The sequence below is a fragment of the Cupriavidus sp. H18C2 genome, assembly GCF_049393795.1.
In the GTDB taxonomy this organism is placed as follows: Bacteria; Pseudomonadota; Gammaproteobacteria; order Burkholderiales; family Burkholderiaceae; genus Cupriavidus; species Cupriavidus pauculus_C.
Map to the genome: position 1 here is coordinate 2,558,638 of NZ_CP186010.1, position 14,546 is coordinate 2,573,183.

At 68.1% G+C, this 14,546-nt stretch carries 12 protein-coding genes; 5 read left to right on the forward strand and 7 right to left on the reverse strand.

Annotation, left to right across the window (positions count from 1 at the left end):
- Positions 1 to 110 precede the first annotated feature (110 nt).
- Positions 111 to 1,346: an NAD(P)/FAD-dependent oxidoreductase gene (locus EPAKOI_RS11500; RefSeq protein WP_423192253.1), complete on the reverse strand. Its 1,236-nt coding sequence runs from the start codon at positions 1,344 to 1,346 to the stop codon at positions 111 to 113.
- Between the two features lie 146 nt (positions 1,347 to 1,492).
- Here EPAKOI_RS11500 and tsaD point away from each other — a divergent pair, with 146 nt between their 5' ends.
- The gene (gene tsaD, locus EPAKOI_RS11505) at positions 1,493 to 2,542 is read left to right on the forward strand and encodes a tRNA (adenosine(37)-N6)-threonylcarbamoyltransferase complex transferase subunit TsaD (RefSeq protein WP_423192254.1); all 1,050 of its coding nucleotides are present in this window, start codon (positions 1,493 to 1,495) and stop codon (positions 2,540 to 2,542) included.
- Positions 2,543 to 2,639: 97 nt separating this feature from the next.
- A complete protein-coding gene (locus EPAKOI_RS11510) occupies positions 2,640 to 4,670 on the forward strand; it encodes an alkaline phosphatase D family protein (RefSeq protein WP_423192255.1) in 2,031 nt (676 codons plus the stop codon).
- A 75-nt stretch (positions 4,671 to 4,745) separates the two neighbouring features.
- On the opposite strand, the gene folE2 is transcribed toward EPAKOI_RS11510, so the two are convergent.
- The 4 genes from folE2 to EPAKOI_RS11530 form a co-directional block, all read right to left on the reverse strand.
- Positions 4,746 to 5,549 carry a GTP cyclohydrolase FolE2 gene (gene folE2 / locus EPAKOI_RS11515; RefSeq protein WP_313835127.1) on the reverse strand — a complete coding sequence of 268 codons (804 nt, stop codon included), beginning with the start codon at positions 5,547 to 5,549 and terminating at the stop codon, positions 4,746 to 4,748.
- A gap of 329 nt (positions 5,550 to 5,878) precedes the next feature.
- The gene (dxs, locus tag EPAKOI_RS11520; protein ID WP_423192256.1) at positions 5,879 to 7,795 is read right to left on the reverse strand and encodes a 1-deoxy-D-xylulose-5-phosphate synthase; all 1,917 of its coding nucleotides are present in this window, start codon (positions 7,793 to 7,795) and stop codon (positions 5,879 to 5,881) included.
- A gap of 44 nt (positions 7,796 to 7,839) precedes the next feature.
- Complete coding sequence (locus EPAKOI_RS11525) at positions 7,840 to 8,724, reverse strand: polyprenyl synthetase family protein (RefSeq protein ID WP_124683595.1); 885 nt, start codon at positions 8,722 to 8,724, stop codon at positions 7,840 to 7,842.
- On the reverse strand, positions 8,721 to 9,020 hold the full coding sequence (locus tag EPAKOI_RS11530; RefSeq protein WP_124683594.1) for an exodeoxyribonuclease VII small subunit: 300 nt from the start codon (positions 9,018 to 9,020) through the stop codon (positions 8,721 to 8,723). The genes EPAKOI_RS11525 and EPAKOI_RS11530 overlap by 4 nt, the downstream gene beginning before the upstream one ends.
- A gap of 422 nt (positions 9,021 to 9,442) precedes the next feature.
- Between EPAKOI_RS11530 and EPAKOI_RS11535 the strand changes: the two genes are divergently transcribed.
- From EPAKOI_RS11535 to EPAKOI_RS11545, 3 genes are all read left to right on the forward strand, one after another.
- On the forward strand, positions 9,443 to 10,549 hold the full coding sequence (locus tag EPAKOI_RS11535) for an aromatic ring-hydroxylating oxygenase subunit alpha (RefSeq protein WP_423192257.1): 1,107 nt from the start codon (positions 9,443 to 9,445) through the stop codon (positions 10,547 to 10,549).
- Between the two features lie 193 nt (positions 10,550 to 10,742).
- Positions 10,743 to 11,663, forward strand: coding sequence for a DMT family transporter (locus EPAKOI_RS11540; protein ID WP_124683592.1), 921 nt, complete (start codon positions 10,743 to 10,745; stop codon positions 11,661 to 11,663).
- Positions 11,664 to 11,747: 84 nt separating this feature from the next.
- Positions 11,748 to 12,608 carry a sulfurtransferase gene (locus EPAKOI_RS11545; RefSeq protein ID WP_423192258.1) on the forward strand — a complete coding sequence of 287 codons (861 nt, stop codon included), beginning with the start codon at positions 11,748 to 11,750 and terminating at the stop codon, positions 12,606 to 12,608.
- Between the two features lie 39 nt (positions 12,609 to 12,647).
- Here EPAKOI_RS11545 and EPAKOI_RS11550 read toward each other — a convergent pair whose 3' ends face one another.
- Positions 12,648 to 13,508: a ZIP family metal transporter gene (locus EPAKOI_RS11550; RefSeq protein WP_124683590.1), complete on the reverse strand. Its 861-nt coding sequence runs from the start codon at positions 13,506 to 13,508 to the stop codon at positions 12,648 to 12,650.
- 138 nt (positions 13,509 to 13,646) lie between these two features.
- Positions 13,647 to 14,522: a dienelactone hydrolase family protein gene (locus EPAKOI_RS11555; RefSeq protein ID WP_124683589.1), complete on the reverse strand. Its 876-nt coding sequence runs from the start codon at positions 14,520 to 14,522 to the stop codon at positions 13,647 to 13,649.
- Positions 14,523 to 14,546: the final 24 nt, after the last annotated feature.

Sequence of the window (14,546 nt, forward strand, 5' to 3'; positions counted from 1 at the left end):
GGAAAAGCGAACGTGCCGGCGCGCCGCCAGCCTTTTGCGAGAGCGCCGATTGTAGCGCATGGGCCATCGCACTGCATATGGATGGCACGCCACGCCGGCGGCTGTCCCGCCTAGGCCGCGGCGCCGCGCGCGGCCTCGGAAACCGCCTCGCCGGCCGCGACGGCCGACGCCCAGGCCCACTGGAAGTTGTACCCGCCCAGCCAGCCGGTCACGTCGACCACCTCGCCGATGAAATAGAGCCCGGGCACGTCGCGCGCCATCATCGTCGCCGACGACAGGCCGCGCGTATCCACCCCGCCCAGCGTGACCTCGGCCTTCTTGTAGCCCTCGGTCCCGGACGGCACCAGCCGCCACCGGTTCAGCGCCTCCCCAAGCTGCCGCAGTGGCTTGTCCGGCATGTCGGCCACTGGCTGGCCGCCGGACAGCCCGGCCGCCGCGCACCAGGCATCAGCCAGCCGCGAGGGCAGACGCTCTCCCAGCAGGTTGTTCAGGTGCTTGCGCGTACCCTTCTTGTGACCGATCAGCCACGCGACGGCATCCTCGCCGTCGAACAGATCGATCTCGATCGGCGTGCCGGGATGCCAGTAGCTCGAAATCTGCAGCACGGCCGGACCCGACAGGCCGCGGTGCGTCCAGAGCAGGTCTTCCTTAAAGGCGCCGGCCGTCTTGCCGCTGCCCGTGGCGATATCGACCTCCATCGACACCCCCGCCAGCGGCACGAACGGCTGCCACGCCTGCCCGTCGAACGTCAGCGGCACCAGCGCCGGGCGCGTTTCCACGACCTTGAGTCCGAACTGGCGCGCGATGCGGTAGCCGAAATCGGTGGCGCCAATCTTCGGGATCGACAGGCCGCCCGTTGCCACCACCACCGCCCCGGCGCGCACCGTGCCCTGCGTGGTCAGCAGCAGGTAGTCGTCACCTTCCTTGCGGATCTCGTCGATAGTGCAGCCGGTGCGCCAGTGCACGCCTCCGGCGTCACATTCGGCCCGCAGCAGCGCAATGATGTCCTCGGCGCTGTCGTTGCAGAAGAGCTGGCCGCGATGTTTCTCATGCCAGCCCACGTCGTAGCGGCGCAGCAGGCCCAGGAAGTCCTGCGGCGTATAGCGCGCCAGCGCCGAGCGGCAGTAGTGCGGGTTCGACGACAGGTAGTTGGCCGGCCCGGCCTGCAGGTTCGTGAAATTGCAGCGGCCGCCGCCCGAGATGCGGATCTTCTCGGCCAGCCGCGTGGCATGGTCGATCAGCGCCACGCGCGCGCCGCGCTGACCCGCCACGGCGGCGCACATCATGCCTGCCGCGCCCGCGCCCAGCACCGCCACGTCGAACCGGTCGTTCCTGCCTTGTGTCATGTCGCCCCTTCAAGAAGCCGCGATTGTAGCGAAAGGCGGGCGCCCGAGCGCGCGCTGCGCGGGTGTGCTACCCTGCTGGCCTTCCGTTTTTGCCGGCACGATCGCTGCAGTTGCAGCCCGAACCCAGCCGGCCGCACCACACAGCCATGCTTGTCCTCGGTATCGAATCCTCCTGCGACGAAACCGGGCTGGCCCTCTATGACACCGGGGCCGGCCTGCTGGCGCATGCGCTGCATTCGCAGATCGCCATGCACCGCGAATATGGCGGCGTGGTGCCGGAACTGGCGTCGCGCGACCATATCCGCCGCGTGCTGCCGCTGCTGCGGCAGGTGCTGGCCGACGCCGGGCGCCAGCGCCAGGACATCGACGCCATCGCCTATACGCAGGGCCCAGGGCTGGCCGGCGCGCTGCTGGTGGGGGCGTCGGTCGCCAACGCGCTGGGCTTTGCGCTGGACGTGCCGATGGTCGGCGTGCACCACCTGGAAGGCCACCTGCTGTCGCCGCTGCTGACCGACGCCCCGCCGCCCTTCCCGTTCGTGGCGCTGCTGGTGTCGGGCGGCCACACGCAGCTCATGGAGGTCAAGGGCGTGGGCGACTACACGCTGCTTGGCGAGACGCTCGATGACGCGGCCGGCGAGGCATTCGACAAGACCGCCAAACTGCTCGGGCTTGGCTATCCGGGCGGGCCCGAAGTGTCGCGGCTGGCCGAATTCGGCAACCCGGGCGCGTTCGAACTGCCCCGGCCGATGCTCCATTCGGGCAATCTCGATTTCTCGTTCGCGGGGCTCAAGACGGCCGTGCTGACGCAAACCCGCAAGCTCGGCAACGCCTGCGAACAGGACCGGGCCAACCTGGCGCGGTCGTTCGTCGATGCCATCGTCGACGTGCTGACCGCCAAGTCGTTCAACGCGCTCAAGCAGACCGGCCACAAGCGGCTGGTGGTTGCCGGCGGCGTGGGCGCCAACCGCCAGTTGCGCGAGCGGCTCAACGAGATGGGCCGGCGCCGCAAGGTGGAAGTCTTCTATCCCGACCTGGCCTTCTGCACCGACAACGGCGCCATGATCGCCTTTGCCGGCGCCATGCGGCTGCAGGCCGCGCCGCAACTGGCGCGCCACGGCTACGACTATGGCGTGACGCCGCGCTGGGACCTGTCCGATATCCGCCTGCCCGACGGCGCGGGCGTCCAGGCGTCGTAGGAAACCTCTAATCGGGGCGGCATCCCGACACAAGGCGGTCACAAGGCCGCCGAACAATTTGCGTTCTCCACATCACATAACGATAGAGGGACGCCAGATGGATCGCCGCCAGTTTCTGAAATGGGGAAGTTTCGTCACCGTGACGGTGGCCACCACGGGCCTGGCCGGCTGCGGTGGCGATGACCCCACCACGCCGCCCACCACCCCGGCCACCCCGCCTGCCACCGACCCCGGCAACACCTTCACGTTCCAGCAGGGCGTGGCCTCCGGCGACCCCCGGCCCGACAGCGTCATGCTCTGGACGCGCGTCACGGGCGGCAACGGCAGCCAGCCCGTCGACGTGCAGTTGCAGGTCTCCACGCAGGCCGACTTCGGCACGATGGTCGTCAACAGCACGCTGTCGGCGCTGCCGGACTGGGACTATACGATCCGCAACAAGGTGACCGGCCTTGCCGCCGGCACCACCTACTACTACCGCTTCGTCGCGGGCAGCCAGACCAGCCCGGTTGGCCGCACCCGCACCGCGCCGGCGGCCGGCACGCCGTTGTCGCAGCTCAGGTTCGCGTTCATCACGTGCCAGGACTGGAGCGTGAACCACTGGGCCGGCATGGAGGAACTGCTCGGCCAGGATTTCGACTTCGTGGTCCACATGGGCGACTACATCTACGAGACGGTCGGCGCCGCGTTCCAGACCGGCAAGGTCGAGGGCCGCCACGCCAAGCTGACGCTGCCGAACGGCACGGCGTCGGCCGACGGCACCTACGCGACGACCATCGACGACTACCGCTACCTGTACAAGGCATACCGCAGCGACCCACGGCTGCAGGCGCTGCACGCGCGCTTTCCGGTCATCGGCATCTGGGACGACCACGAGTTTTCCGACGACTGCTGGCAGGACCACCAGACCTACACGTCCAGCGACGACCTGGACCCGCGCACCGCGCGCCGCCGCGCCGCCAGCCAGGCGTGGTTCGAATTCATGCCGGCCGACGTAAGCTTCGACCGCGCCGACCCGTCGTTCCGCAACATCCAGATCTACCGCGCGTTCACGTTCGGCAACCTGGCCACGCTGGTGATGACCGACGAGCGGCTGTACCGCGCGGACCACGTGATCCCCGAGCAGGCCGCCGGCAGCAGCATCGGCAGCCGCTACTTCGTGCCCAAGGCCACGCTGGCCGGGCTGGAGGCCAGCAAGGTGACGGCGGCGGGCGGCGCCCTGACGCCGGTGTCGATCCTTGGCGACACGCAGCGCGCCTGGTGGCAGCAGCAGATGGCTGGCGCGGCCACGACGTGGAAGCTGTGGGGCAACGAGGTGTCGCTGCTGCGCATGCAGATCGATGGCACGCAGGCTATCGCCGCGCTGCTGGCCGCCGGCCTGGTCAAGGCGAACGGCGCGCTGGCGCCGCTGCAGCCGGCCATGACGGCGGCGCTGGTGACCGACCTGACCACGGCCAAGGGCGACGGCACCTACCCGACGCCGGCCTATGCCGCGCTCAAGGCGCTGCTGCAGGCCAACGCCGGCATTCCCGGCGCCACCTTCGACGCGGCCATCCAGCCGGTGCTCAACGCGGCGCTGCCTTCCGTGGCGCTGCTGGACAAGTACATCCTCAATGCCGACCAGTGGGACGGCTACAACGCTGAACGCAAGGCGCTGATGGCATTCCTGAAGAGCCAGAACATTGCCAACGTGGTGGCACTGACCGGCGACATCCACGCGTTCTTCGCCGGCCCGGTCATGGACGACTACGACGCGGCCACGCCCGTGCCGGTGATGGTGGACCTGGTCACGGCCGGCCTGTCGAGCAATTCGTTCCAGAGCTATTTCAGGAGCGTGGTGGACAGCGACCCGGCCTTCCAGGCCGCCGCGCCGCTGATCTACACGACCGACGGCGCCGGCACGGTCACCAACACGTTCAACACCACGCTGACGACGTTCAACCCGTGGCTCAAGTACGTGAACACGGACGCCCAGGGCTACGCGGTGGTCACGCTGACCGCCACCAAGCTGAGCTGCAGCTTCCACAAGCTCAAGCCGCTGGTCGACGGCGCCGCCCCCGCGCAGCCGGTGACGGAAAGCGTGAAGGTGGTGGAAGTGGCCGCCGGGGTGCCGGCGGTGACGGTGGTCTGAGGAAGCTGTCGGACTGTGGATGGGCGCCCCTCTCCCGCACCGCGAGACAGGGGCGCCGACTGGCGGTGGTGACGATCACCCCACCCGCTTGTCCCGTTCGATCACGGCGTACGCGCTGTGGTTGTGGATCGACTCGAAGTTCTCGGCTTCGAGCGTGTAGGCCACGATCCGGTCGTCGGCGTTCAGCCGCATGGCGATGTCGCGCACCAGGTCCTCGACGAACTTCGGGTTCTCGTAGGCGCGCTCGGTGACGAACTTCTCGTCGGGGCGCTTGAGCAGGCCCCACAGCTCGCACGACGCTTCTTCCTCGGCCATGCGGACCAGCGTTTCCACGTCCAGGTCGCCGGCCAGTTCCACCTGCATCGTGATGTGCGATCGCTGGTTGTGCGCGCCGTACTGCGAGATCTTCTTCGAGCACGGGCACAGACTCGTCACCGGCACCAGCGCGGTCAGGAACAGCCGCGTCTGGCCGTCGCGGCGCTCGCCGGCCAGCGTCACCTCGTAGTCCAGCAGCGACTGCACGCCCGATACCGGCGCGATCTTGCTGATGAAGTACGGGAAGGTGACCTCGATGCGGCCGGCATCGGCCTCCAGCCGCACCAGCATGTCGTCGAGCAGCGCGCGGAAGCCGGCCAAGTCCAGCGGCGCGCGGTTGTCCTCCAGCAGCGCCACGAAGCGCGACATGTGGGTGCCCTTCTGGTCGGCCGGCAGCCGCACGTCCAGGTTGAACGTGCCGACGGTGCCGACCTGGCCGGCGGGCGTCTTCAGTGTCAGCGGATATCGCACGCCCTTCACCCCCACGCGCTGGATCACGATCTGGCGGGTATCGACGCTCGACTGCACGTCGGGCATGACAAAGGCGGGATGGATGTCATTCATCTACGGTTTCCTCCAGGACGCCGCCAGGGGGTGGCGGCCATCCTTACGGTCGCGGCGTTTTCGCAGGATTTCTCCACGCCGCGCAACGAGTGTGAAACGGCGGGTCCAGGCGTCATGCTGTCGGCGCCTGCCCGCAGTTGCGAACACGAAAATGGGAATCGCGATTTTACGCAAGATTGGAAGCCGCTGCCGATGCGCCGCCCCATTCCGCGTATTTCGTGCAGCGAATGGGCGGGCAATGCAGCGTCCTGCCATGTGCCGGTGCCCAAAAGCAAAGCGGCGCGGAAGATCCGCGCCGCCGGGGCCGTGCCAGTGCCGGGTGCCGGGCGTCAGGCGACGCGCGTGGCCACCTTCACCGGCTGGTCGGCCAGGCCAAAGCGCTCGCGCACCGAGCGTTCGATGCCCGCCGCGTCCAGCCCGCACTGCGACAGCAGGAACGCCGGATCGCCATGGTCGATGAACCGGTCGGGCAGGCCCAGCACCAGCGTCGGCATCTCGATGCCGGCCTCTGCCAGTGCTTCCAGCACGGCGCTGCCGGCGCCGCCCATCGTCGCGCCCTCTTCCACGGTCACCAGGTAGTCGTGGTCGGCGGCAAGCTGGCGCACCAGGTCCACGTCCAGCGGCTTGACGAAGCGCATGTTGGCCACCGTGGCGTCCAGCGCGTCGGCCGCGGCCAGCGACGGGTGCAGCATCGGCCCGAACGCCAGGATCGCCACGCGCTGGCCGGCACGCGCCTGGCCGGTGCGGCGGATCTCGCCCTTGCCCACCGGCAGCGCGGTCAGCGCGGCCTCGGTGGCCACGCCCACGCCGGCGCCGCGCGGGTAGCGCACGGCGGTCGGGCAATCCTGCTGGAACGCGGTGGTCAGCAGCTGGCGGCACTCGTTCTCGTCAGACGGCGTCATGACCATCATGTTCGGGATGCAGCGCAGGTACGGGATGTCGTAGGCGCCGGCGTGCGTGGCGCCGTCGGCGCCGACCAGGCCGGCACGGTCCAGCGCGAAGACCACGGGCAGGTTCTGCAGCGCCACGTCGTGGATGAGCTGGTCATAGCCGCGCTGCAGGAACGTCGAGTAGATCGCCACCACGGGCTTCAGGCCCTCGCAGGCCAGGCCGCCGGCAAACGTCACCGCGTGCTGCTCGGCGATGCCGACGTCGTAGTAGCGGTCCGGAAAGCGCTTCTCGAACTCGACCATGCCCGAGCCCTCGCGCATGGCCGGCGTGACGCCGATCAGGCGCGGGTCGGCGGCGGCCATGTCGCACAGCCAGTCGCCGAACACCTGCGTGTACGTCTTGCGCGACGGCTTGGCCGCCGGGCGGATGCCCTCGGCCGGGTTGAACTTGCCCGGGCCGTGGTAGAGGATCGGGTCGGCCTCGGCCAGCTTGTAACCCTGGCCCTTCTTGGTCACCACATGCAGGAACTGCGGGCCGTGGCCTTCCAGCGCGCGCTGGCGGATGTTCTGCAGCGTCGGGACCAGCGATTGCAGGTCGTGGCCGTCGATCGGGCCGATGTAGTCGAAGCCGAATTCCTCGAACAGCGTGGCCGGCACGACCATGCCCTTGGCATGTTCTTCCAGGCGCTTGGCGAACTCCAGCACCGGCGGCGCCACGGACAGCACCTTCTCGATGCCCTTCTTGGTCGCCGCGTAGAACTGGCCCGACAGCAGGCGCGCCAGGTGCTTGTTCAGCATGCCCACCGGCGGCGAGATCGACATGTCGTTGTCGTTGAGCACCACCAGCAGCGGCAGGTCCTTGTAGACGCCGGCGTTGTTCATGGCCTCGAACGCCATGCCGGCCGTCATCGCGCCGTCGCCGATCACGGCGATGCCCACGCGCTTCTGGCCCATCGTGCGCGCGCCCAGCGCCATGCCCAGCGCGGCCGAGATCGACGTGGACGAGTGCGCGGTGCCGAACGTGTCGTACTCGCTTTCCGAGCGGCGCGGGAAGCCCGAGATGCCGCCGTACTGGCGCAGCGTCGACATGCGGTCGCGGCGGCCGGTCAGGATCTTGTGGGGGTAGCTCTGGTGGCCCACGTCCCAGACGATGCGGTCGCTGGGGGTGTCGAACACGTAGTGCAGCGCGATGGTCAGCTCCACCGTGCCGAGGTTGGACGACAGGTGGCCGCCGGTCTGCGAGACCGATTCGAGCACGTAGGCGCGAAGTTCGTCGGCAAGCGTGCCGAGCTGGCGGCGGTCCAGCTTGCGCAGGTCCGCGGGGTCGTCGATGTTGTTGAGCAGCGTGTAGGTCATGGTGTCCGTTCGGCCGCCGGATTCTCGGTGTCCGGCTTGTCAGTTCAGTTCGAGCGCAGCACGATCAGGTCGGCCAGTTCGGCCAGCCGGCCGGCGCGTGCGCCAAATCCCGCCAGCGCCTCGTGGGCGTCGGTGCGAAGCTGGGCGGCCAGCTCGCGTGCGGCATCCAGACCAAGCAGCGACACGTAGGTCGGCTTGTCGTTGGCGGCATCCTTCCCGGCGGTCTTGCCGAGCGTCGCCGTATCGGCGGTCACGTCGAGAATATCGTCCACGACCTGGAACGCCAATCCCACGGCCGCCGCATACCGGTCCAGCGCGGCCAGCCCGGCCGCGTCGATGCTGCCGCACAGGGCGCCCATGCGCACGCTGGCGCGCAGCAGCGCACCGGTCTTCATGCGGTGCATGCCTTCCAGCGCGTCGCGGGTCATGGACTGGCCCACGTTCTGCAGGTCGATCGCCTGCCCGCCGCACATGCCCACCGACCCGGACGCCGTGGCCAGCTCGGCCACCAGCTTCAGGCGCGCCTCGGCGCCCAGCGCGGGCGTCTGCGCCAGCACGATGAACGCCTGCGTCTGCAGCGCATCGCCCACCAGCAGTGCCGTGGCTTCGTCGTAGGCCTTGTGGACCGTCGGCCGGCCGCGGCGCAGGTCGTCGTCGTCCATGCACGGCATGTCGTCGTGGACCAGCGAGTAGGCGTGGATCATCTCGACGGCGCAGGCGGCCGCGTCGCAAGCCTCGGATGGCGCATCCGCCACCTCGCCCGCGGCGTGGACCAGCAGCGGGCGCACCCGCTTGCCACCGCCGAGGACAGCATAGCGCATGGCTTCATGCAAGGTGTGGGGAATTGTGTCCGTGGACGGGAGGGCCGCGTCCAGGGCAGCCTCGGTCCGGGCGCCCTGCGCCCGCATCCAGGTAGCGAAATCACTCATTCGAAGTCTGCGCCGTTATTGTTGTCGGGACGGGATTCGCCGGCCAGCGGCTTCAGGGCGTCGCCTTCCAGTACCTTGACCTGCTGGGCCACGCGCTCCAGGCTCTGCTGGCAGAAGCGGACGAGTTCGGCGCCCCGGCGGTAAGCGGCCAGCGACGCCTCCAGCGGCAGCTCGCCGCTTTCCATGCTCGCCACCAGCGTTTCCAGCTCGGCCATCGCGGCCTCGTAGGAAGCCGGCGGCACGCTGGCGGACGGCGTATCGTCGGGCTGGACCGGGGCGGTCGTCGTTCTTGGCATGTCGGGCCTTGTTCAGGGGAATTCGGGATTTTACGCCAAACCAGGGCCGGGCCGCAGAACAGTGTTATCCACAGGGCGGATGGCCGGCGTGCGGACACGCCACATAACCGGTGCCCGTGACAGGGAAGTGACGTGTGCGCCCGGGTCGTCTTTCCGAATGCGCCCGAAGGGGCACCTCCGTGACGACCCGGGTCGACTTTTTCGCTAAAAAGTCAAAAAAATCAGTCCCTTAATTTTTGGGCTCGGGTACAATCCCCGGCTCGTCGGCGAGTTCAGATCCGTTGCGTCCAGGACGCATTTTTCCCTGCCTCAGGGTGGGGAACCGGCTCCGGTTTCGCTCGTCTGACACGGTTTCCCAAATCGATTCCTATTTCGATGGTTGGGTTGTTCACTGCTTTCGCCTGTCATAGGGAGTGGGGATAATGTCCAATCTCAGCACCGCGCTCAAGCTCGCGCCGGCTGATTCGCAGTTGCCCGTCGACGTCTATTTCGATGAGGCGCTGCATCAACAAGAACTCGAACTGCTGTTCCGCAAGGGCCCGGGCTACGTCGGCCACGCGCTGATGGTGCCGGAGACCGGCGACTTCCAGACGCTGGCCGCCGAGGACGAGGGCCGCATGCTGGTGCGCAACCCGGACGGCATCGAACTGCTCTCCAACGTCTGCCGCCACCGCCAGGCCATCATGATGAACGGCCGCGGCAACGCCAAGAACATCGTCTGCCCGCTGCACCGCTGGACCTACGACCTGCAGGGCGAACTGCTGGGCGCGCCGCATTTTGCCGAGCAGCCCTGCGTGCGCCTGAACCGGTCGCCGCTGCAGAACTGGAACGGCATGCTGTTCGAGGGCCAGCGCGACGTCCGCGCCGACCTGGCGCGCATGGGCGTGGCCGAGGACCTGAATTTCGACGGGTACATGCTCGACCACGTGGAAGTCCATGAATGCAACTACAACTGGAAGACCTTCATCGAGGTCTATCTGGAGGACTACCACGTCGTGCCGTTCCACCCGGGGCTGGGCAGCTTCGTGTCGTGCGACGACCTGAAGTGGGAGTTCGGCGAGCAGTACAGCGTGCAGACCGTGGGCCTGCACAAGGGCCTGCAGCGCCCGGGCAGCCAGACGTACCAGAAGTGGCACGACGAAGTGTTGCGCTTCAACAACGGCAAGCTGCCCAAGCACGGCGCGATCTGGCTGACTTACTACCCCAACATCATGGTGGAGTGGTACCCGAACGCGCTCTGCATCTCCACGCTGCACCCGCTGGGCCCGCGCAAGACGCGCAACGTCGTGGAGTTCTACTACCCCGAGGAAATCGTGCTGTTCGAGCGCGAGTTCGTCGAGGCCGAGCGCGCCGCCTATATGGAGACGTGCATCGAGGACGACGAGATCGCCGAGCGCATGGACGCCGGCCGCCTGGCGCTGATGAAGCGCGGCATCAGCGAGACCGGCCCGTACCAGTCGCCGATGGAAGACGGCATGCAGCACTTCCACGAGTGGTACCGGCGCGCGATGGACTACAACAAGCGCTGAGCCGCCGAAATGACGGGCACCAGCGCCCGCCGCCGCTGTGGACGACGAGAAACGGACCGTGAAAACGGTCCGTTTTGCATTGGAGCGGCCGGCAAAGCACTGATAGAATCGCCACTTAATCGTTGCCGATACAACGATTTTCGGTTCTACCCTCCCTTCGCCCCTTTACACCCTTCTCGCCCCGGTTTCCGCCATGCAATCGCTCTGGATGTTGTTCGCTGCCTTCGCCTTTTCGTTGATGGGGGTGGGGGTCAAGCTGGCGTCCGAGCAATACACCACCGGCGAGATCGTGTTCTACCGCAGCCTGATTGGCGTGACGATCATGTGGGTGCTGCTGCGCTCGCAGGGTGTGTCGGTGCGTACGCCGCACATGGTCACGCACATCAAGCGCAGCCTTTTCGGGGTGACCGCCCTGCTGCTCTGGTTCACGTCGATCACGCTGCTGCCGCTGGCCACGGCGATGACGCTGAACTATATGTCGCCGGTCTGGATCGCGCTGATCCTGGGCGCCGGCGCCGCGCTGGCCGGTACCGCCGGGGCGGCCGACAAGAAGCTGATCGGCGCCATCCTGCTGTCGTTTGCCGGGGTCATCTGCCTGCTGCAGCCGTCGGTGGGCAAGGACCAGCTGGCCGGCGGCATGATCGGGCTGGTGTCGGGCGTGTTCACGGCGCTGGCCTATGTCGAAGTCCGGCAACTGGGGCAGCTCGGCGAGCCCGAAGGCCGCATCGTGTTCTATTTCTCGGGGGTCGGGCTGGTCTGCGGGCTGGTCTGGATGCTGTTCACGGGCCTGAGCACCCATACCTGGCACGGCGTGGGCCTGCTGCTGGCCATCGGCATCCTGGCCACGCTGGGCCAGACGTCGATGACGCGCGCCTACAAACGCGGCAATACGCTGCTGACCGCCAACCTGCAGTACGCGGGCATCGTGTTCTCCAGCCTGTGGGGCATCCTGGTCTGGAACGACCAGTTGAACTGGGTGTCCTGGCTTGGCATGGCGCTGATCGTGGCCAGCGGCATCGCCACCACGCTCACGCGCGCCCGCGACACCGACAAGCACCCCACCCCGGCCACGCCGGTCAAGTCGCCCGAGGCGGAAGTGCATCCCGAGGTGTGACCGGCTGCGCGGGCCGTCCGGGCTGTCCGGGCCGTTGCGGTGTAGCATTGTCGGCGCACTTTTCCTTACCGACACGGGTTCTCCATGCCATCTCCGCTGATCTCCGCCACCGAACTCCATGACCTGCGGCAACAGGGCCGGCCGGTTGTCGTCGTCGACTGCTCGTTCGACCTGACCAACCCGGCCGCCGGCCGCGAGATGTACCAGCAGGAACATCTTCCGGGCGCCTTCTACCTGCACCTGGACAACGAACTGTCGGGCCCCAGGACGGGCTTCAACGGCCGGCACCCGCTGCCCGATGCCGAGATGTTCGTGGCGCGGATGCGCGCGCTGGGCGTCGATGACGATGCGCTGGTCGTGGCCTACGACGCGCAGGGCAGCATGTACGCGGCCCGGCTCTGGTGGCTGATGCGCTGGGTGGGCCACGGCGCCGTGGCCGTGCTCGATGGCGGCAAGGCTGCCTGGCTGGCCGCCGGACTGCCACTGGAACCGGGCACGACGCCCGATCCGGACGCCGGCGGCAACCTGACGCGCCGGACGTCGCTGGTGCGTACCGTCGATGCCGCCACGCTGGTCGACAACCTCGCGCAGCCGTCGCTGCTGGTCGTCGATGCCCGCGCGGCCGACCGCTTCCGCGGCGAGAACGAGACGCTCGACCCGGTCGGCGGCCATATCCCCGGCGCCGCCAACCGCTTCTTCAAGGACAACCTGGGCCCGGACGGCCGCTTCAAGCCCGCCGACCAGCTCCGCGCCGAGTTCGGCCGGGTCTTCGGCGGCAAGGCGCCGGCGCAGACGGTCATGCAGTGCGGCTCGGGCGTCACGGCCTGCCACAACCTCCTGGCGATGGAAGTGGCCGGCCTGACCGATGCGGCGCTGTACCCGGGGTCGTGGAGCGAATGGTGCGCCGACCCGCAGCGGCCGGTGGCCACCGGTACCGGCACCTGAGCCGGCACCTGAGCCGGCACCTGAGCCGGCACGGCGGCGTCAGTTCGACGCCGCTTCGGTGCCGGTCTGCGAGTGGCGATGGGCGTGCTGCTCGTGCACGCCATTGGTGATGAAGACGATGGCCGCGATGCCGGCCGCCACCAGCACCACCTGCACGGCCGATTCCTTCAGGCGCGGCCGGCGCTGCATCTGCGGCATCAGGTCGCTGACGGCGATGTAGACGAAGCTGCTGGACGCAATCACCAGCACGTACGGAATCCAGGCCGTCAGCTGGTCCAGCAGGAAATAGCCGACGATGCCGCCCAGGATGGCCGCCAGGCTCGACAGCAGGTTGAACGCAAACGCCCGCGCCTTCGAGAAACCGGCGTTCAGCAGCACGATGAAGTCGCCCACCTCCTGCGGAATCTCGTGCGCGGCAATGGCCAGCGCGGTCACGATGCCGATATGCGGATCGGCCAGGAACGCCGCCGCGATCACGATGCCATCGGCAAAGTTGTGGAAGGTGTCGCCCACCAGGATGGTCAGGCCGCTGCGGCCGGCTTCCTCGCGGTCGTGGCCGTGGTGGTGGTGGTGCCCGTCGCCCTCGTGGTGGTGCGAGTGGCGCAGCAGCGAGATCTTTTCCAGCAGGAAGAACCCCAGCAGCCCGGCCAGCAGCGTGCCGAACAGCGCGCGCGGGTCGGCGCCGGACTCGAACGCCTCGGGCAGCGAATGCAGCAGCGCCGTTGCCAGCAGCACGCCCACCGAGAAGCTCACCATGCGCTCCACCACGCGCGAGGCCACGGTCAGCGACAGCAGCGCGGCCCCGAGGATGCTGCCGACGCCCGAAATCGTCGCCGCCAGCAGGATGTACAAAAGCGTGGAATGGATGATGAACTCCCGGACCGGCCCCTGCCCGACCACCGGGCAGTCGTCGCCGACTGACTACGCCAGCGCTTTAACGCAACATGGTTGCAAAAACGCGAGAGTCGGCATTGTACGTACCTCTCCACCCTCTTTGCAATCACCCGCGCGCCGGCAGGGCCAATGCGGCCCGCCCGGTCAGGCCACGTGATGCTGGCGGAACCACGCCAGGCAGCGCTGCCAGCCATCCTTGGCGGCCGCCTCGACGTAGCTGGGCCGGTAGTCGGCATGGAACGCGTGGCCGGCGTCGGGATAGACCACGAACGTCGACGCCTTCGCGTTCGGGTTCGACGATTCGGCCAGCGCCGCCTTCATCTGGGCCACGTGTTCCTGCGTAATGCCGGTGTCCTTGCCGCCGTAGAGGCCCAGCACCGGCGCGTGCAGGTCGCCGACGATGTCCACCGGGTTCTTCGGCTTGAGCGCGTTGGGCTGGCCGACAAGCTGGCCGTACCACGCCACGCCGGCCTTCACGCGCCGGCTGTGGGCCGAGTAGAGCCACGTGATGCGCCCGCCCCAGCAGAAACCGGTGATGCCCAGCCGGTTCACGTCGCCGCCGTTGGCCGCCGCCCAGGTCACGCAGGCGTCCAGGTCGCCCATGACCTGGGCGTCTGGCACCTTCTGGATGATGTTGGCCTGCAGTTCCTGGATCGTCCCGTAGCTGGTCGGATCGCCCTGCCGCGCGAACAGCTCCGGCGCGATGGCCAGGTAGCCGAGCTTGGCAAAGCGGCGGCAGACATCGGCAATATGTTCGTGGACGCCAAAGATCTCGCTGATGACCAGCACCACGGGCAGGTTTTTCTTGCCCTCGGGCTGGGCGCGGTACACGGGCATGCTGAAGCCGCCCGACGGCACGGTGACCTCGCCGGCGGTCAGCCCCTGGAAGTCGGTCTTGATGGTCTGGGCGGTCACCGGCAGCGCGGCGGCCGCGAAGGCCGAGCCCAGCGCGGTCTTGACGAAACTGCGGCGGTCGAACGTCTGACCGGGAACGAGGCTTTCGACTTCGGGCTTCAGCATGGGGGGTCTCCTGGGCATCGGGGG